Origin of the sequence: Persicobacter diffluens, from assembly GCF_036244895.1 — a bacterium.
GTDB lineage: Bacteria > Bacteroidota > Bacteroidia > Cytophagales > Cyclobacteriaceae > Persicobacter > Persicobacter diffluens.
In genome coordinates this window covers 285,948-304,330 of the sequence record NZ_BQKE01000003.1, presented here as the reverse complement: position 1 = coordinate 304,330, position 18,383 = coordinate 285,948, and the positions used below count along the sequence as shown (strand labels likewise).

The following is an 18,383-nucleotide window of genomic DNA, read 5'->3' as shown; positions in this document are numbered from 1 at the left end:
GGGGGCTAATAACCTTCAGTGTTGTTTATGAATTACTTGATTATTAAACTCTCAAGCCAATCATTATTTATAAGAATGACCTTTTTTTTGGACTTCACCTTAAAAACATAGCATAAAATATCTTCATAAACCCTGTCAAAAATCACAAAAGAAGAATCATTTATATCAATACTTGGAAAGATTATTTTTTCAAAATAATCCAAACTGATTACATTGTTGACTTTATAGATATCCCAGCCTTTCCATCCTCCTACAATAAACAAGTCAAATTCTGATCTATAACAGCCATAAATAGTATTATCACCTTGTAAATATGAAATGATATCATAAGCCGTTGCCTTATCTAAATATGCAACCCCAAATGTATTTTCATCTAATGATATAGCTAAAACACATTGCTTATTTGAATTAAATGATTCAGGAATTTGCTCCAAACTCAATTGTATGGAATTAATAGCATTACCTTTAATTTCATTTATATTATTTTGAAAAATATTGAATAAAAATACTAACAAACTAATTTTTAACACCATCTTTGTTATATTCTATTGTATTTTTGTATGGAACTTGATATATAAAAAGGCTAACTCCTTGGAGAGATTCATATTTTGTAAAGGTCTCAGCAAATTTCTTATCGGCAGGGGATGGGCCAGAACCTCTTGGATGTGAATGTGTATGAGAAATTACCGATAATTTTAAAACATTTGAAATGTTCATAATTAAACCTCCCCTGGTTTTAGTGTTACAGCGAGCCGTGCGAGCATCACTAAGACCACATACTAAATTAAAACCTTGTAGACTAGGTCGTAGTCGCCGCACTACGACCTTACAAGACTTTGAAGTTCAGCAAGCGAGGACTACGACCAGTGGAGACTATAGATTAGTTGGAGATAAATCTTTAAAATTAAAGGTGCAACTTTGACCTGAACTTTTCTTTATAAGGAAATATTTCGTATTCGTTTCTTTAATAATTGAGTCACCTTTTTCGACAAATTGCTTAAACAGTTTGCCGTCACAATTCTTGTCGTTTTTTATCCAAAAAGGAAATTCTCCTGAAGAATGAGTTATAACATATGTTATTCCAGCACTTGAGTGAATCTTTTTTACTATATCCTTTATTTCCGAATTAAAAGAATGTGCATAACCTTCTTCCCCTCTTTTGGTAACAGACCTTCTTTGCAGGATTATGAAAATTATTACTAAAATTACAATTATAAATTTAAAATATCTCATTGTAAAACATCGTTAAAATCATATAAAATAAAAGTATTGCTGGTTCCAGTTGCCCCATTTACTGGTATTGGAGCTGGTCCAGACGGCATAGGTAACCCTCCACCAAAATTAAATTCTCCACCAATAATTGCCTGATTATTGGGTTGGGGTGTAAATGTCCCAGTGACTCCTAGTTTTCCTCCAGCCGCTACGCCTCCTCCTATCCAAGTAGTAACATCTCCTGCTTTAATAGAAGTGGTAACCATATCCCGAGAAACATCTGATGTATTTCCCGTATAATATGCAGCACCTATATTAAGGGTAGCATCTACTGAATACCCGGTACCAACCGATGGGGTGGTAGAAAGAACTGGTAACAGTGATGCTTCCGGCCCCACTGTAATCCACGTCAACTCTACGCTTTCGCCTCCTCCTACACCTGCTATTCCTGTAAAACCGGCTCCAACAGATATAAAATGCGGTCTGTTCGCAAATTTTAAATCAAGATACGCTTTTGTTATTTCCAGAGGCCTTAATAATTGTTCCTTAAATTGCTGTTTTAAACCTTCAGCTGTAGGTATTATGAAGGTTGCATAGGTGATTTCGGGATTAGAGTGTTTCCCATTTGGTGGATCCGACCATCTCCCATCCGGATCCACCCCATTCACCGGATTATTCCCCATCCCCACATAACCACTGGCAAACTGCCTTGCGGGATCCACGGAAATCCATCGTCCAATCACCGGATCGTACAAACGTGCTTCGAAGACGTTGTAACCGCTTTCTTCGGTTTCGTCCTCAGCGATTCGCCCTGGTAGCTGTAGCGGTAATTGATGTTGGTATAATGGTTTGGCCAAAATTGATGATTTTGCTTTTGGTGGTCTTTTTTTAGCCGTTCCTGATTTATAAAATCAGGGAAAGGTGAATGTAGCGTAGCTTGCCTAAGGGTTGACATTAAAAAAAAATAGTTCGATTTGTGCAATCAATTGTAACCGAAGCGCAAGATAAATTTTTTACGGACCGCCGGAATGTCATTTTTTTTAAATCGACATTAATTTGTGATGAGTTTGCAGGAGTGGTAGCAATTATTGGGGCTAAACCACTAGTCCTTTTGGGCTCAATGGGGGAATAATCGTTTTAGAACTACTGGCTTATTTCGGGTAGAAATTTTAATTATGGGTCAGATTCGTCAATTTGATTCAGGAAGGAATACTTTGGTCCGGCAGCGATTAAATTAGAAATCAAATTGAGTCTCTATTTGTAATGAAATCTACGGGGTGTATTGATAAGATTACTTTAGCTATTAGAATCTCAAGTTGATTGACGTGTGGGGTAGTATTCCATTGGTTATTGCTGGATTGATGGGGATTTCCCAAATGCATTTGGGCCAAGGATGAAGGCAGTTTGTTTGAGCTCTTTTGGCTCGCCTAAAGCGAAGCGGGCGCAGGTAAAAAGCGAGTGCCGCCAGCCTGGTTTTGCGTCAGCAAAAGGCCCCCTAAAAAGGTCTCTCTTTTTAATAGGTTACCGGAAAGGGCGCTGGCTTGCAAAAGAAACAGGAAGTCGCAGGTGTTTTTTATAATGAATTGTATTCGCGAACAAATAAACTTGTTGGACTTGTTTTTAGCGAATGGATTTGCCAGATGCTTTTATGCGAAAAAAAAGCGCCATGGAATTATACCACCGCGCTTTTCTGTAATTTAGGCTTTCTTTTTTCTGTTAGACGTTCATCCAACTGCCTGCATTATACACTTCCATGCCGGCATCTTTCAGGATGCCCATTACGCTGGAGGCGCGCATGCCGGAAGCGCAACACAATATTACGGGGCTCTTAAGGTTTTTTATCTGCTGAATTTTTTGCGGAACTTCATTGACTGGAATATTAAGCGAGCCCTCCGCATGGCCACTAGCATATTCTTCTCTAGACCTTACGTCCACTACTTTGGCTCCATTTTCAATAAGTTCTTGATAATCTACATTTGAGCCGAATCCCAGGAATTGTTTGAATTGTTGAATCATGTTCTTGTTTTTTTTATAAAGGTAGGGAGGCCCAAAGGGGGATACAGTGACTAAGGTTACATTAAGGAAATTGGGATCAATTTTGAGTTATGAAAAAAAATTCATTTTTAAAAATTTTAGATGGTTTCCTTTTTAGGCTAATTGGAGCTCGCTTTTATAAGTTTTATGACTTTCTGGTTTCCGTAAAGGGAACTCAAAATGATATTTCGGTTTCTTAATTTCATTTTTAGGTTTACCTTTGTGTGGTATTCATAAATAAGGTGAAAGTCAGAAATGGAAAAAAGACGTTTTTTTATTTTGAGTGGTTTATTGTTGTTATTGCCCTTTTTGGGATTTGGGCAGGAAGCCTCCAATACCCCACTTCAGGAATTAATTCAAAAAGCCCTTCAACAAAACCGAGAGCTGGAAAATCTTCGATTGGGCTATCATAAAACTCAAATTCAAAAGAAACAGGCCTGGGGGACTTTTATTCCTAAAATATCGGTGAATGGAGGATATTCCTATGCCAATTTAAATGTATATGATATCCCAACCCCGGAAGCATTATTAGGTTTGGGCGGTACCATTGGTAGTTTAATACCGATTCTTCCTCCACAATTAGGGGGTATGCTGGAGGCAATGCTGGGGCAGATGGGGCCTATGCCAGAGACCCTGGGCGCCTCTATTAATGATATGAACATCTGGAATGCCGGGATCAATGCGCGTATGGTGTTGTTTAGTGGTTTGAAGGTGACTTATTTATCCAAAGCCTTAGATCATAAAATGATGGCGGAGCAGTTTATGGTCAGTCGTCATCAGGGGGAGGTGATGAAGGAGGTCAGTGATTATTACGATAAACTGGGGATGATTCAAGCTTCCGCTTTGGTGTTGGAAGATGGTCGTAAATTACTGGATAAACAGCGAAAGCGTGCAGAGGCGGCCATGGCCAATGGTTTAATCACCAAATATGATTTTCAGAAAATAGAAATCGCCGCTTTGGACCTAGATACCCGTGAAGTAGAATTGGAGGGGAACCGGGCATTAGTACTTCATCGACTACATCAACTGACCGGGGAAGATATGGCTACTTTGAAATTGATGAAGGTAGATCTGAAAGTATGGGTAGATGTCAATGGTGAAAATGGCATTGGCGCAAGACCGGAATTGGCCGCCCTGGAACAGGTGGTTAAGGCTAGGGAATATCAGGTAAAATCAACAATTTCCGGCTATTTACCCAAGGCGATGGCCTTCGGTACACAGCAGTATATTAAGATTGAGGATGTCGCTACCATTGATCCATTGAATATGGTCGGGGTAGGGGTTACCTGGGAATTGTTTGACGGTTTTCATACGGCTCATGAACGACAACGTGCCAAGATAGATCGGCAGATTGCTCAAAATCAGCTGGATGATGCCCGGGATTTGATGGGCTTAGCTTTGGAGAAGACGAAGGTAGATTATGAGGTTAATTCCGGAAAAATTGAAGTGCTTCAGAAGAAAAGTGAAAAGGCGCAACTCGGTTTGCAAATCAGATCAAAGGAATACGGTGAAGGTTTGGCGACGGTAAATGAATTACTGGAAGCTTTAACCGACTTACAAAAAACTGAAATGGAACTGAATCAAGCCATTTATGCGCAAAGAAGAGCAGGAATCGCGCTTTTGGAGGCTACCGGTAATTTGCATTTAGAAAACATTCAATAATATAATTCAGCATTTAATTCATCATGAAATCAATTCAATATATCGTTTTAGCTGGTTTGGGCGTTTTGGCCGCTTGTAATCCTCAGCAGAAGATCGAGGGGGTAAGAGGTAAAGTGAAGAAATCATCTTTGTCTATTGCACCTAAAGTACCAGGTAGAATTGTAGCGTTTTTGGTAGAAGAAGGGGATTATGTCAGAAAGGGAGATACCCTGGCCATTATTGATATACCTGAAGTAGAAGCCAAAAAGCATCAGGCGGAGGGCGCTCTATTTGCCGCCAAAGCGCAATATGAAATGGCTTTGAATGGGGCGACTTCGGAACAATTAAAGCAGGTGGAGGCGAAACTAAGCGCGGTTAATGAGCAGTATGAATATGCGAAAAAGTCATTTTCCAGAATGGAGAATATGTATAAAGATTCATTGATTACGGCTCAACAGTTTGATGAGATCAAAATGAAACTGGAAGGAGCAAAAGCGCAATATGAGGGCGTTTTGGCCAAGAAGAAGGAAGTAGAAAAAGGCGTAAGAAATGAGAAAATCCGGATGGCGCTCGGTACTTTGCAGCGTGCCGAAGGGGCGGTGGAATTGGCAAATGTGGCAGAGGCAGAGCGCTTTGTGATTGCGCCAAAAGATATGCAAATCAATACCATTACCCTTAAAGAGGGGGAGCTTTCTCTGGCCGGCTACAGCCTGTTTGTAGGTTGGGAGCCGAATAGCATTTATTTCAGGTTTACGGTGCCCGAGTCTGAGGTGAATCAGTATCGCAAAGGGCAGGAAGTGACGGTTTATGTGCCCTATATTCAGAAAGAATTTAAAGGGAAAGTGCGTAAAATTTCCGAGCTGACGAAATATGCCGACCGCACCACCTCTTACCCTACCAATCGATTGGGGGAAGCCTCTTTTGAGTTAGCAATTCAGCCAATTGATATTGCGGCGGCCAATGAATTATTAGTGAACACCAACGCTTTGTTGAAATAAATAAAAGAGCGTAATGAAAGATTTTCTTTTTTTAATCAAAAGGGAGTTTAAAAAAATGGCGACCAACTCCGTAGTTATGGCCATTTTTTTCGGGGCGCCCATTTTGTACGGTTTGTTACTTGGGGTGGTGTATGAAAAGGGATCGGCAGTGGATTTACCGATTTTGGTGGTGGATTTGGACCAGACCGCCCTTTCTTCCAAAGTGATTGATCTGCTGGATGATAATGAAGTATTGGTGGTGGAGCTGGTCAAGTATGATAATGAATATTTGGAGGAGCTGGTGAAGTCAGATCAGTACAAAGCGGTGGTGACGATCCCGGATCGTTTTGAGGCTGATATTTTGCAAAAACGCAATCCGGAGGTTACGGTGGGGATCAATACGGCTAATATTGTGACGGCTAATTATTCTGCCCGTGGCATTCAGTATGTGATGAAGACCCTGCAGGTGGGCGTGGAAGTGGAGGCTATGAAAAAAGCAGGTATTCCAACAGCCGCGGCTATGGATCAATACGAGCCTTTTTCGGTGAACTATGAAAGATATTATAATGAGACAGCCAATTATATGCGTTTTCTCTGGCCCGGGATGATCGGTACCATTATTCAGCAGGTGTTTCTTTTGGCCGTGGCATTGACCTTTGCCCGGGAGTTTGAAGAGTCCAGCTGGCATGAAGTTGTCAGTGTTACCAGGTCCCCATTGAAAATTATCGCAGTTAAAATTGTGCCTTTTTTAATTACCGGCTTATTTGTGCTTGCTTCATTGGCGGTAATGTTCCCTTTATTTGACATTCCGCTGGCGAATAATTTATGGGCTTTATGTGTGGCTTTGATGGCTTTTATTTTGCCGGTTATCTTTCTGGGTATTTTGGTCTCATTGGCAATACCCAATCAGTTAAAAGCTACAGAAATTCTGATGGTCATTGCCACTCCGAGTTTCGTGTTATCCGGCTTTACCTGGCCCTTGTCTCAAATGCCTGCAGGCGTGGCCTTTATCGGTAAATTAATTCCACTGACGCACTTTTTGGAGGCGTTTAGAGAATTATCTTTTTATGGTTCCGGATTGCAGGACATTATGCCTGAAATAAAGATTCTATTACTAATGGCGCTTGTATTAGGTGTATTGAGTTATGGTGTCGTTTATTATAGGATTAATTCTTCAAGAGTGAAGCCGGAAAAACAGATTGGTTAAGAGCGTGTTGAAAAATGGTCGGCAGAAGGGTGATTGAATAACTAACATTTATTTTCAGTGATTTTTTTAAGCCGGATTATGCCTGTTAAAATCCTCGTCTAGCTGCAAGTCGGGAAAAATGAAGGAATAGTTCCCTGTTTCAAGTTTTTTTCCAATGAAGTAGATGAAGGAAGGGCAAGTAATCCGGCTAAAATTAGGGCTATTAACCAATCAATAAACTCAATGTTATTGATCTGAGAATAAGCGTTATAGGGTGGTCTGCTTAATTTAGAAGTGAATAATTCGGCTTAACAATAGTGATGGGATTGATTCAATTCCTTTTTTCCGAAGACTGCTATTTAAGCTACCTTTAAGTATAATTATGTAAGGTTTTATAAAGGTTATGATCAATATGAATGATGACCTTTTTTTTTGTTTATATATTTACTACTTTCTGGAAAATATACACCAATGATAATGAAAACTTTCGCATCAGCCCTATTTTTAATGTTTTTGTCTTTGTCTACCTTTGCTCAACAAAGTCCATTTGGAAAATGGCGAACAGTTGATGATGAAACCGGAGAAGAGAAAGCCATAGTCGAAATTTATGAGTCAGAGGGACGAATGTATGGTAAGATTGTGGAGATCCTTTTAGACGATAAATCGGCCCTATGCGAGGCTTGTCCCGGAGATAAAAAAGATCAACCCATTTTGGGGATGGTCATTATTGAAGGGATGGAAAAGAAAGGAGCCGAATGGGTGAACGGTCAAATTTTGAAACCTGAAAATGGGAAACTATATGATGGGAAGATCTGGAGAGAAGGTGATAAATTAATGGTAAGAGGATATCTGGGCTTTCTATATAAGACGCAGATTTGGCATTTTGTAAACTAAGGGGTGTAGCATTAAAAGGGGAATGGTAGTCGAAGATGGTAGTATTGCAGAGGAATTGGCGGATTTTTTTGTGGAAATCACCGCTATTTTTTTAATATATTCCTACTCCTTTCTCCCCAAACGGATGGCCTTTAACAGGCTATTTACATCTTCAAAAAAATAATATCGCAATAATTATATTTAAACTTAGCTGAAAATTTTCATGGATGAACAAAGGCTGATAGCCAAGCGAGTGGCCGTTTTTTGTGGTTCAAAGAAGGGGCTCAATGAAAGGTATGAACAGATGGCTTTTGATATGGGAGCAGCTTTAGCCAAGGCTGGCTGGGAGGTGGTGTTTGGTGGTTCCTCTTCCGGTTTAATGGGTGCGATGGCCTCTGGAGTGATGCATCAAAAGGGCAGATTGTTAGGGGTTTATCCTCCTTTTTTAAAGGAAAGAGAATTAGTGCACCGATCGTTAGATGAGATATATCAGGTAGCGGATCTGGCCGAACGTAAAAAGGTCCTCAGTGAGTTGACCATTGGTAGTATTTGTTTGCCCGGCGGGGTGGGGACAATGGATGAACTCTTTGAAATGATGACCTTCAATAGTATCGGGCAGCATAATGCTCGCTTTTTTGCCTTGCATAATGTTCATGGGTATTACGACCATCTGATGCGCTTTTTTGACCAAATGGCGGATGGAGGCTTTGTCTCTGATCAAATTTTGGGAAGAGTGGTACTGGAAGAAGATTGTCAAACCATGGTGAAAAAGATAGAACATTTGTCTAACTTAAGCGGCGATCATTAAATTTTATGGCATATGACAGAAAATAATCAGGCATTTAGTAATCGATGGGGTTTAATTTTGACTTCCCTGGGCATGGCGGTGGGTGCAGGCAATTTATGGCGGTTTCCCAGACTGGCGGGTCAATATGGTGGAACTTTCATCGTGCTTTGGTTATTTTTTCTGCTCATTTGGTCTATCCCTATTTTAATGGCGGAATTTTCTATTGGAAAAAAATATAAGAAAAACGTCATTTCATCTTTTGCTGCAACCGCCGGCCAAAGGTTTAGCTGGATGGGATTCTTTATATTGTTTTGCACTTTAGGTATCGCTTTTTATTATTCCGTAGTTGTGGCATGGGGTATTCGGTTTTGGGGATGGTCTCTGGAGTACACTTTGAACGCTATCAGTTATTCCGGCCCTATTATTTATAATGAGCAGTATTTTTCGGATTTTTGGGGAGAGGTGTCCAATAGCAGCTTTACCACTATAGGCTTTCATGCTTTTGCCATAGCTGCAGGGATGTTAGTTTTATGGAAAGGGGTCCAGAAAGGCTTGGAAAAAGCCAGCCGGATTCTGATTCCCACTCTTTTTGTATTGCTGATATTGATTATGATTTTAGCCCTGAATCAGGAAAATGGTATTCAGGGGTTGAATTATATGTTTAAAATACGTTCGGAATTATTTATGAATCCCGTGGTCTGGATTGAGGCCCTCACCCAATCCGCCTGGTCTACAGGGGCCGGCTGGGGGTTAATTATGACCATTGCTTCTTACTCCAAGAAAAAGGAAGATGTGAGCTTAAATATTATGATTTCCGGTTTTGGGAATAATTTAGCTTCCCTGGTTTGCGGCATGGCCATTTTGCCGTCCGTTTTTGCTTTAGCAGAAAATCCGCAGTCTGCGATTCAGCTGTTGAAGTCCGGAAATCAGGCCTTAACATTCACTATTATCCCTAACCTTTTTGTCAAAATACAGGGTGGAGAGTTGTTGTCTGTTTTATTCTTTTCGGCTTTTACCTTAGCGGCTTTCACCTCTTTGTTAACGATGCTGGAAATGTTTTTGAAACTGATTACCGACATGGGCTTGTCCCGAAATCAGGCTTTAGTGATGGTGGGTTTACTCTGCTTTATATTCGGAACGCCTTCGGCTTGGTCACTGGACATTTTCACCAACCAGGATTGGGTTTGGGGGGTTGGCTTAATTTTATCCGGGATCTTTATCATGTTTGCCGTATTGAGGGTGGGTGCGGAGAAGTTTAAGCAATCCTACATTGATCCGGATAGTGATTTTCAATTTTCCACTCGCTTTTTTAAGGCCGTGGTGGTTTTGAATATTCCGATGGGCTTAGCCCTGATTTATTGGTGGTTATCCCAGGGTTACAGTGAATATCCATGGTTTGATGAAGCCGGTAGTTGGAATTGGCTGGATGTTTATTCTAATGCCACCGTGATCACGCAATGGGCTTTGGTGCTGTTCTTAGGAGGCATTTTGGGAAAATATTTCCAGGGGAAAAATAAGGGAGCTGTTTCCTGATTTTGGTTTCGAGGGGAAAAGTTTCTCTATCATATGATGATAATAAACGATTAAAGACGAAATATTATGGAGTGGGATAGTTTGATGAGTATGTTCCTAATTTTAGGAAGTGTTATGGGCGCATTCGGCTATTTTCTGAATTTAGCATCGAAAGCTGAAAAGGAAAAATGAGATTTTAAACCTAAAACATTACATTCATCCTTCATTTGCATGTAAGGCGCTTTGTTTAGGAGATTTTTTTTTACATTCTGATACTAAAGCGATTGATATGAAGAAAATTATACTGTTTTTAGGATTTGTGACCTGCGCCCTCCTTTTGTATGATATAGGAACCGAAAAAGGGGTTGAGGAATTTAGGAATGAATGCGTTCAACCGGCGCTAATTAGTCAGAAAATGAGTACAACTTCCGATACTACTTTCCAGGTAAAATAATCTAATAGGAGCTAGTCGGATTTATACCAATTTAGTCTATTAAGCGAAATATTATTTGGAGGCTCATATTTTTATTGAAAAAGCCTCGATCAAATCCCTGAAAAATGGCATTTGTAACTGTGTTGACCTCACTGCGTACTGACATGTCAAAATAATATTTTGTGATTCCAGTGAAATCACGTGTAACCCGACAGGCTCCTAGACCTTATCATTCATCTCGTGTTTTTCATTTGAGCACGAAAGGATCAATATCAGGGAAGGTCTCGCCAGCTTATTTTCGGATTTCAGTTCCAAAATGAGGTTTAAAGTGAATGGGAGGAATTGTTCATCAGGGAAATGTTTAGGATGAATTGTTTCTGAATTAGTCTTTCATTAGTGGCATAGCGGTAAAACAGAGGGTATAGCTCTTTAATTCATTTTTTTAAAACGAAAAATAGAAGAGGAGAAATCAAGCTTTCACAAATTTGTTCTGTTAGAAAATCCTCCAGAAAACCAACATCATGATGTGACGCTCTTTATTGGGGTTTATCAATTCTGTTAGTAAGTAATTCAGATGAAGAGGTCTTCGTTGATATATGTTTCCTCCGCTGCTCTTTTCATTTTTGAAATAAAAGCATACGCCAGCGGAATAAGGGTTCTTCTGGTATAAAAATTCTTCGGTGCCGGCTATTTTCTTTGAGTTTCAGCCAAAATTTTGCTCTGCTAGTTGAAGTGGTTTGCTTTAAGTGGCTTAATTTCAGTCTGGTAAAAATAGCGTTTGCTGATTTTTTTCACCTAAATTTGGGCAAGCTTGCGCTCTACTCATTCATCTGCTTCCTTGGAAAAAAAGAAATAGGAACTATTCCCTCCTTTTCCCGGCCTGCAGCTACACTAGAATTTAAGCACGAATAATCCGGGCAAAAGTGAGTACCACTCAATCAATAATTATTTAATAGTTGTGCTGTATTTAAATTCAATTTTGATTTGAGTACTTCAATCTTTTCGTCCTTCCGGATTATTTGCTTCCTGAGTTCTTCAATAGTCAGGACTTTTTCTTCCGAGACCCTTTTCATTTCTTCCTGTGTCGCTTCCAGTTCCTCCATATTTTGGCGCAATTCTTCTTCTTGGGCTTTTAGCTCTTCGGCTTGTTGTTGGGAGTTTTGTAATAATTTTTGGGTCTGCTCCCGGCTAAAGGCTGAGGCTAAATTGGCCCCCAGATGATTGGCCATTTCCTTAATGAGTTCCATATGGTGGGTTTCCATTTCATGGAAGCTGGCCACTTCAATTATTCCTTCGACCTGTTCATTGTAAACCATCGGTACTAAAAATAAGTGGCGCGGCATTGATTCTCCTAATCCGGAAGTAATGGCCAGGTGATCTTCAGGAATATCAGTGAGTACGATGGTTTCTTTCTCCTGCCAGCAAGTTCCGACCAAGCCTTCTCCCGGAAGAATTTCTTTTTCTATGAATTTCTTTCGGTTGTAAGCATAACATGCTGCTAAAGCCATATGGCTATGCAGTACCCCGAGTTCTTCATTAGCAATTTTACGGATGAAAATTGCCCCCTGATTCAAATCAATATAATCAATCATGAATTTCAGCAATTGATCACAAATGCCATTCACAGAACCTCTATCCTTTTTAGTGATTTGATGCATTTGATTAATGCCCTGCATTACCCACTTTCTTTTATTATCTTCTTCAAAGGCTTTTTGAAGCTCTTCCTTTTGCTCATTGATCTCGCTCATCTGTTTGTTGATCTGTGCAATCATCTTCTTGAAAGATTTGGCAAGCGAACCAATTTCATCTTTAGTCTTTATTTGGTTCAGTAAATCATTATGCCCTTTCTTTCCCTCCAGGATGCCCTTGACCGCCTGATTTAAAAGTTTTATGGGGCGGGTCATATTGGTGCCTAATAGGAAGGCGACCGCTACCCCAAGGAGTAGGTTGATCAAAAGGGAGGAGACTAAGGCGATTGTGGAGATATTCTTGACCTGCTGTGACCTTTTATTAATCACCAGTGATACTTCCTCTAATACAGGTGTGATTTGTTTGAAAATGCTTTTGATATCTCCCTGTAGCCCTTGATCCTGATTCAGACCAATGGTTTGTTCTATGGCCACAAGCTTATTAAAGTGGGCCACATAATTTTCTATTCCATCGGTCACTTTGCCAATATAAGTTGACTCCCTATGCTGTTTTTTAACTAGGGATTTGAGATCCGCCGCTGTTTTTTGAAGTTTATCCTGATACTTTAAATCTCCCCTGAGCATGAAATCTTTCTCGTGCCGGCGGAGCATTAATACTTCTTTTTTTTCTGCTAAGGTTCTAGTTTCCTCAAGAGGATGTATGGCCCCCCGCATGTCTCCTTCAAGGCCATAATCCTTAAATCCTCTTTTACGGTAGGTGCTTTTCAGCTGCTCAAAAGTGTCTTTATATTGTTGTAATAAAATCCAAATCCGATTAATTTTAAATTCTACACGGTTTGCCAAAATGACTTCATCATTTTCCAGCTGAGTAATGAGTAGGTCCATTTGAGCAATGGAAGACTCTACCTTTTCAATTTCAGCTGTAGTGCCCTGGGTATAGAATTCCGGATTTTTTCTTCCTTCTGTTTGAAATAATAATTGATATCTTAGAGCAGTCTTGTAATGTGACTCCAGCTCGTGTAAATTTGATTGCGTATAATTAAGCTGATTGTTTCGGACAAATAAATAATAGGAAAGCATTCCGCTAAGGCAGGAAATCAATACCATTACTGAGCAGGCCGCCATGAATTTTTGTCGGACATTTCCGAATTGAAAGGTCATAATTGGATGAATATATTTTCCGCTAAATTATCATCTTCTTAGGATAGGCAGGTTAATTCATAATTTTCTTTCCATTACCAAAATATTACTAAACCCATTAATTTTAATAAAATTATTACTTGAGATATCGGTTCTGCTTGCTTAAATACAATTAATTTTCTTACTCGTAAGTTAGTTGGTCATAAATACTATTATTTTAGTCAAATCCCTTATTATTTGGTAATTGGCATGGGGTAAGGGGCTAAACAAGAAAGGTGTTAATGGACTTTTAAAGATAAAATAAGTGATTTATGCTAAAAAACTACATTCTACATGACCAGCAATTTATGGTTTGTTAGAGCAAATATAGCCATATTATCTATTTGCCTAACCTTTACCCTTTTATTGGTATTTGAAGTGCCTGTAACCTTAAAATACAGCATTAGTGCCGACCGGATGTTCCTCTCCGGAATGCGTAAGCTGGAAGAGAAATCTTTAAATGACGGCGTCTTGAATACTGCCATTCACCACCTTGAAATTGCAGCGCTTCAGGGGCACACTGGTGCGCAAAAACAACTGGGGAAATTGTATGCCAAAGGCGAAGCGGTTGAAAAGGATTTGGATCAAGCCTACTATTGGTGGCAGATGGCCGCAGAATATGGAGATGCCGAATCCCAATATTATCTGGGTAAAGAATATGAATCGCACAGTGATGTTTACGATAAACAAGACGCGGTCGCATGGCTGAAAAAGTCCGCCACCCAAAATTATACAGATGCTCAAATTCTCCTGGGTAAATATTACCTTAAGGAAGGTATTGAGAATAAAAATAATCTTGATCTGGCACTTTATTGGTTGGAGACCGCTGCTTTTCAGGGAAGCGGTGAGGCCCAATTTCTTTTAGGGCAAGTGTATCATAATGGAATGGGGGTGGAGAAGGATATTCAAAAGGCAGTGCTTCATTATGAAAAAGCTAAAAATGCTGGTTTGAAGCCTGCCATTCAGATGCTTAATGACCTGTCTACCGAAACAAAAAAAGCTAATTTTGGGCCCTAACTGCTGACTTGATATTCCGTATATATTTATATAATTATTTTTTTACGTTAGCCCCGGTATTATGGACAAATTTAAAAGAGTTATTGTTGGTCTAGATTTTTCCACCTCAGATGCTGTTGTACTTTCGGCCCTGGATAAGCTTCAGGCTATTTTTAATTTTGATAGTATACATCTGCTCCATATTATTCGAGATTTGAATCATCCCCACTACGGAAATACGGAACGCAACGGGATTCCTTTAGATGAATTTCTAAAGAAGAAAATGCGTGAAGAAGTGTCAAAATTCTATGAGGGAGACCCCACTGTATTGGATTTTATGGTCAAAGAAGGGGAGTTGAGGGAAGAATTTTTAAAGTGGCAAAAAGTAAAGAATGCAGATTTATTGGTTTTTGGTCGAAAAAAGGGGATCAAGGAAACCAATTTATATGGCATTTTAAATTTGGCTCCATGTTCCATATTGTTCATTCCTCCTGTTTGTGATTTTAATCAACTGGAGTATTTCATGTTGCCGGTAGATGGTGGAGAAGAATCCAAACTGGCGATTGAGTTCACGAAATACCTAAGAAATAACAGTTCCCACGGACAGGATTTTAAAGTGGAAATTTTGAATGCTTATACATTACCTCAGGGATATTCATTTTCCGGAAAAAGCGCTAAGGAGTTTGCACAAATAATGAAGGAAAACGAACAGAAGCTTTTGGATAAATTCCTTCATGATAATCATTTTGAAAAGGACGTTAATAAGCTCACCCAAAAATATGTGGCGGATTGGGCGGACCTGGTCAGAGATTTAAGCACCTATATTAATGAATCTGATTGCCATGCTGTCGTTATGGGGACCCAAGCCAGAACGAAGTTAACACGTTTTTTAATGGGATCCAGAACCAAGGATCTTCTAGAGAATGTAAAAGATAAAATCATTTTTGTGGTAAAAGACAAAAAGAAAACATTTGATATGGTAGACTTTTTCTTCAAAATATAAACGGGCAGCTTGCCTGAGAATATCCTGAAATAGCAAATTTGTTTTTAGAATTAAGAAAATTAGCATTTGTTAAGGATTAGGTTTGATTTTTAATGGATCTACCTTGAATTTTAATGCCTTCTTTTTCATTTTTGTGAGATGAAATGGAGGGCATTATTTTTTATATTTTTTTCAACTTGCAGTTTTCAGTTAAAGGCTCAAAAAAGCAGAATTTGGTTACGGCATTTTGATACGCATAAGGTAGGGGCAAGTGCCTCTGTGAATAGTGATTATGCTTATGTGAATTGGCTGGATGGGCATCGGGATCGATTTCAGGTAAGATCGAAATATGTGTTGCCCCTTTCAAAGTCAAAAGTGTTCACTTTGGGTATCGGAGGGGGTTTCTGGAAGGATTGGTGGCACAATAATCAGGGGGAAACGCCTTCAAATTTGTGGCAGAATGAAATTCGTTTAAATCAGGATTTTGGGGCTAAGCACGGTTTGGGCATTGATCACCTCAAAGTGACCCATAGATTAAGATTTGAGGAACGATATTTTTGGAGGGAGAACGGGAAAGAAGACTGGGCAGTCAGGCTACGTTATCTGGTGGGTTTAAATTATTATTTCCCCTGGCCGAATGTAGCCAATGGTAAACAGGTATTTGTGATGGTCATTAATGAGATATTTATGGCCTCACCTACTAATCAGGCGGTGGTAAATGATCCGGAAACCAATCGCTTTTCTCTGGGTATGGGTTATAAAATTGGAGAGCATTGGCAAATTGATTTCACTTATATTCTGGAAGATAATTTAACCAAAGGCTTTCGACTCTATGAGAACGTATTCCAATTGGTGGTAAGATCACGATTTTAGACTGAATTTAATGTGATATGCCGGCTTAGATCTTATTTATGGATTTTATGTTTTTAATATATTTCAAAACTGTTGCCGTCATTTAAAAATTTTAAGGCAGCCACTTAAGGGTTTAATAATTTTTTCCTCAAATATTGACTGATCAATTTGTTGCTTTTTTACAAAAAACAATTTGTTTTTCATGATTTTTGTCAGCTACAGGCAAAATTTTTGTTGAGCTTCGGAGACTTTTTCTGGATGCCATCCTGATTTCTTTTGATTGATCATCAGATATCGGCGTTACTGTTAAGGGCTACGTTTATTATTAAATGAAGAGGGCTGAAAAATTACAACAATTGGAGTGTCTAACTTTCGATGTATTGGTAGTTGGAGGTGGAGCCACAGGCTTAGGCTGTGCTTTGGATGCGGCTAGTCGAGGTTATAAGACCCTCCTGTTGGAACAGGCAGATTTCGCCAAAGGTACCTCAAGTAAAAGCACCAAGCTTATTCATGGCGGAGTTCGTTACCTCGAGCAGGGAGATCTTTTTCTGGTACGGGAAGCGCTTCGCGAGCGAGGTATTCTTTTGCAAAACGCGGGGCATTTGGTCAAAAAAATAGGGTTGATTATTCCCTCCTATAATTATCTGTATGGATTATATTATTTGATGGGGCTGAAGGTGTATGACTGGCTATCCGGTAATTTAAGTTTAGGAAAGTCTCAATGGTTGAGCGTACAGGAGGTGGAAGAGGCTTTGCCTACCATCAAACCGGATGGATTGGCCGGCGGTATTCGTTATTTTGATGCACAATTTGATGATAGCAGGCTGGCCATTGATTTGGTGAAAGCGGCAGAAAGGGCAGGGGCGGTTTGTCTGAATTACTGTAAAATGAAGCGCCTACAGATTGGTGAGCATGATCGAATAAATGGAGTTATTGCAGAAGATTTAGAAGATGGCCAGTCGTTTTCCATACAAGCAAATTGTGTGGTCAATGCTACCGGAATTTTTGCAGACCAATTATTGGCGGCTCATTCAAAGAAGTCGATTGCTATTCAGCTCAGTCAGGGGGTGCATTTGGTACTTGCCCGACGGTTTTTACCGCGGGAAGAGGGGATTTTAATTCCAAAAACCCGGGATGGAAGAGTGTTGTTTATTATTCCTTGGCACAATGCATTACTATTAGGAACCACAGATACGCCGGTTGAAAAGAAGCAGTTGGATCCTGTGGCCTTTCAAGAAGAGATTGATTTTATTCTAACAACGGCAGCGGAATATTTAAACAGCAAGCCCCGGAAGCGTGATGTGCTTTCCGTATTTGCGGGATTAAGACCATTGGTGATTCCCTCTGATCAAAATACGGCAACTGCGACGAAATCCATTTCCAGACGACATTACCTGCATATGGAGGAAAATGGCCTAATTACCATTACAGGAGGGAAATGGACTACTTTCAGGAAGATGGCGGAGGATACCATCGATTTTATACAAGAAAAATTTAATCTGCCTAATCGGCCTTGCCAGACCCAAAATTTCACATTTTCTGGAGTGGATGAAGGTCATTTTTTTGGGGTGGATCAGGCACAAATGGAGGCGCTTATTTTGCAATTCCCCAGAGAGATCAGTGAAAAATTCAATTTAAAAGAAGGACATATTCGTTGGGCCATTCGTGGAGAAATGGCGCTGCACGTGGAGGATATTTTAGCCAGAAGATTTCGTGTTTTATTTCTTGATGCCAGGGAAGCCATTTGTATTGCACCCGATGTGGCTCAGATCATGGCGGAAGAATTGGAAGAAAATCAGGAGTGGATAATGGAGGAGCAAGAGCGTTTTATTAGACTGGCCCAAACCTATTTACCCATTTAATCTGAAATTTTTATGCATAGTGCATGTTAATAAGCACACCAAACGGCTGCAAATTCGAATTATTGGAAGCCCTTAGGATAATTTCTCAATAATAGCGATGCTATTCTCTTAAAATAATCCTTTAATGCTTCTGCAATAATCAAATTTTCGCTGCGAATTTTGGCTTTTAAACACACTCCTGGGCTTAAGCTTTTAATAAAACGACGAA

At 39.7% G+C, this 18,383-nt stretch carries 16 protein-coding genes; 10 read left to right on the top strand and 6 right to left on the bottom strand.

Going from position 1 to position 18,383, the window contains the following annotated elements; genetic code table 11:
* Window positions 1–32: 32 nt before the first annotated feature.
* The 5 genes from AAA970_RS20720 to AAA970_RS20700 all read right to left on the bottom strand — a co-directional run bounded on the left by AAA970_RS20720 (window position 33) and on the right by AAA970_RS20700 (window position 3,228).
* Entirely contained in the window at window positions 33–515 is a 483-nt protein-coding gene (locus tag AAA970_RS20720) for a hypothetical protein (protein WP_338238796.1), read from the bottom strand.
* Window position 516: 1 nt separating this feature from the next.
* The gene (locus tag AAA970_RS20715; protein ID WP_338238795.1) at window positions 517–717 is read right to left on the bottom strand and encodes a hypothetical protein; all 201 of its coding nucleotides are present in this window, start codon (window positions 715–717) and stop codon (window positions 517–519) included.
* A 156-nt stretch (window positions 718–873) separates the two neighbouring features.
* Window positions 874–1,233, bottom strand: coding sequence for a hypothetical protein (locus AAA970_RS20710; RefSeq protein WP_338238794.1), 360 nt, complete (start codon window positions 1,231–1,233; stop codon window positions 874–876).
* Window positions 1,230–2,069 (bottom strand): RHS repeat-associated core domain-containing protein, encoded by an 840-nt coding sequence (locus AAA970_RS20705; protein WP_338238793.1) that lies wholly within the window; start codon window positions 2,067–2,069, stop codon window positions 1,230–1,232. Before AAA970_RS20705 ends, AAA970_RS20710 begins: the two co-directional genes overlap by 4 nt.
* Window positions 2,070–2,928: 859 nt before the next feature.
* Window positions 2,929–3,228, bottom strand: a complete 300-nt coding sequence (locus AAA970_RS20700; RefSeq protein ID WP_338238792.1) for a rhodanese-like domain-containing protein — start codon at window positions 3,226–3,228, stop codon at window positions 2,929–2,931.
* Window positions 3,229–3,501: 273 nt separating this feature from the next.
* Here AAA970_RS20700 and AAA970_RS20695 point away from each other — a divergent pair, with 273 nt between their 5' ends.
* From AAA970_RS20695 to AAA970_RS20670, 6 genes are all read left to right on the top strand, one after another.
* Window positions 3,502–4,908 carry a TolC family protein gene (locus AAA970_RS20695; protein ID WP_338238791.1) on the top strand — a complete coding sequence of 469 codons (1,407 nt, stop codon included), beginning with the start codon at window positions 3,502–3,504 and terminating at the stop codon, window positions 4,906–4,908.
* Window positions 4,909–4,931: 23 nt separating this feature from the next.
* Window positions 4,932–5,885, top strand: coding sequence for an HlyD family secretion protein (locus AAA970_RS20690; protein WP_338238790.1), 954 nt, complete (start codon window positions 4,932–4,934; stop codon window positions 5,883–5,885).
* A 13-nt stretch (window positions 5,886–5,898) separates the two neighbouring features.
* Window positions 5,899–7,071, top strand: coding sequence for an ABC transporter permease (locus AAA970_RS20685; RefSeq protein ID WP_338238789.1), 1,173 nt, complete (start codon window positions 5,899–5,901; stop codon window positions 7,069–7,071).
* Window positions 7,072–7,527: 456 nt separating this feature from the next.
* Complete coding sequence (locus tag AAA970_RS20680; RefSeq protein WP_338238788.1) at window positions 7,528–7,944, top strand: DUF2147 domain-containing protein; 417 nt, start codon at window positions 7,528–7,530, stop codon at window positions 7,942–7,944.
* 202 nt (window positions 7,945–8,146) lie between these two features.
* Window positions 8,147–8,731, top strand: coding sequence for an LOG family protein (locus AAA970_RS20675; RefSeq protein ID WP_338238787.1), 585 nt, complete (start codon window positions 8,147–8,149; stop codon window positions 8,729–8,731).
* A gap of 12 nt (window positions 8,732–8,743) precedes the next feature.
* Window positions 8,744–10,243: a sodium-dependent transporter gene (locus AAA970_RS20670; RefSeq protein ID WP_338238786.1), complete on the top strand. Its 1,500-nt coding sequence runs from the start codon at window positions 8,744–8,746 to the stop codon at window positions 10,241–10,243.
* Window positions 10,244–11,593: 1,350 nt separating this feature from the next.
* Here the strand turns inward: AAA970_RS20670 and AAA970_RS20665 are convergent.
* On the bottom strand, window positions 11,594–13,465 hold the full coding sequence (locus AAA970_RS20665; RefSeq protein WP_338238785.1) for a GAF domain-containing protein: 1,872 nt from the start codon (window positions 13,463–13,465) through the stop codon (window positions 11,594–11,596).
* Window positions 13,466–13,777: 312 nt separating this feature from the next.
* On the opposite strand from AAA970_RS20665, the gene AAA970_RS20660 reads away from it, so the two are divergent.
* From AAA970_RS20660 to AAA970_RS20645, 4 genes are all read left to right on the top strand, one after another.
* Complete coding sequence (locus tag AAA970_RS20660) at window positions 13,778–14,500, top strand: tetratricopeptide repeat protein (RefSeq protein ID WP_338238784.1); 723 nt, start codon at window positions 13,778–13,780, stop codon at window positions 14,498–14,500.
* A gap of 61 nt (window positions 14,501–14,561) precedes the next feature.
* Window positions 14,562–15,482, top strand: a complete 921-nt coding sequence (locus AAA970_RS20655) for a universal stress protein (protein ID WP_338238783.1) — start codon at window positions 14,562–14,564, stop codon at window positions 15,480–15,482.
* 138 nt (window positions 15,483–15,620) lie between these two features.
* Entirely contained in the window at window positions 15,621–16,334 is a 714-nt protein-coding gene (locus AAA970_RS20650; protein WP_338238782.1) for a DUF2490 domain-containing protein, read from the top strand.
* A gap of 308 nt (window positions 16,335–16,642) precedes the next feature.
* Entirely contained in the window at window positions 16,643–18,175 is a 1,533-nt protein-coding gene (locus AAA970_RS20645; RefSeq protein ID WP_338238781.1) for a glycerol-3-phosphate dehydrogenase/oxidase, read from the top strand.
* Window positions 18,176–18,383: the final 208 nt, after the last annotated feature.

What these genes read in the sequence shown, in the direction of transcription:
- AAA970_RS20655 (WP_338238783.1), top strand. Translation starts at nt 14,562, where the DNA reads ATGGACAAATTTAAAAGAGTTATTGTTGGTCTAGATTTTTCCACCTCA.
- AAA970_RS20700 (WP_338238792.1), bottom strand. Translation starts at nt 3,228, where the DNA reads ATGATTCAACAATTCAAACAATTCCTGGGATTCGGCTCAAATGTAGAT.
- AAA970_RS20690 (WP_338238790.1), top strand. Translation starts at nt 4,932, where the DNA reads ATGAAATCAATTCAATATATCGTTTTAGCTGGTTTGGGCGTTTTGGCC.
- AAA970_RS20670 (WP_338238786.1), top strand. Translation starts at nt 8,744, where the DNA reads ATGACAGAAAATAATCAGGCATTTAGTAATCGATGGGGTTTAATTTTG.
- AAA970_RS20695 (WP_338238791.1), top strand. Translation starts at nt 3,502, where the DNA reads ATGGAAAAAAGACGTTTTTTTATTTTGAGTGGTTTATTGTTGTTATTG.
- AAA970_RS20650 (WP_338238782.1), top strand. Translation starts at nt 15,621, where the DNA reads ATGAAATGGAGGGCATTATTTTTTATATTTTTTTCAACTTGCAGTTTT.
- AAA970_RS20685 (WP_338238789.1), top strand. Translation starts at nt 5,899, where the DNA reads ATGAAAGATTTTCTTTTTTTAATCAAAAGGGAGTTTAAAAAAATGGCG.
- AAA970_RS20660 (WP_338238784.1), top strand. Translation starts at nt 13,778, where the DNA reads ATGACCAGCAATTTATGGTTTGTTAGAGCAAATATAGCCATATTATCT.
- AAA970_RS20665 (WP_338238785.1), bottom strand. Translation starts at nt 13,465, where the DNA reads ATGACCTTTCAATTCGGAAATGTCCGACAAAAATTCATGGCGGCCTGC.
- AAA970_RS20715 (WP_338238795.1), bottom strand. Translation starts at nt 717, where the DNA reads ATGAACATTTCAAATGTTTTAAAATTATCGGTAATTTCTCATACACAT.
- AAA970_RS20710 (WP_338238794.1), bottom strand. Translation starts at nt 1,233, where the DNA reads ATGAGATATTTTAAATTTATAATTGTAATTTTAGTAATAATTTTCATA.
- AAA970_RS20645 (WP_338238781.1), top strand. Translation starts at nt 16,643, where the DNA reads ATGAAGAGGGCTGAAAAATTACAACAATTGGAGTGTCTAACTTTCGAT.
- AAA970_RS20680 (WP_338238788.1), top strand. Translation starts at nt 7,528, where the DNA reads ATGAAAACTTTCGCATCAGCCCTATTTTTAATGTTTTTGTCTTTGTCT.
- AAA970_RS20675 (WP_338238787.1), top strand. Translation starts at nt 8,147, where the DNA reads ATGGATGAACAAAGGCTGATAGCCAAGCGAGTGGCCGTTTTTTGTGGT.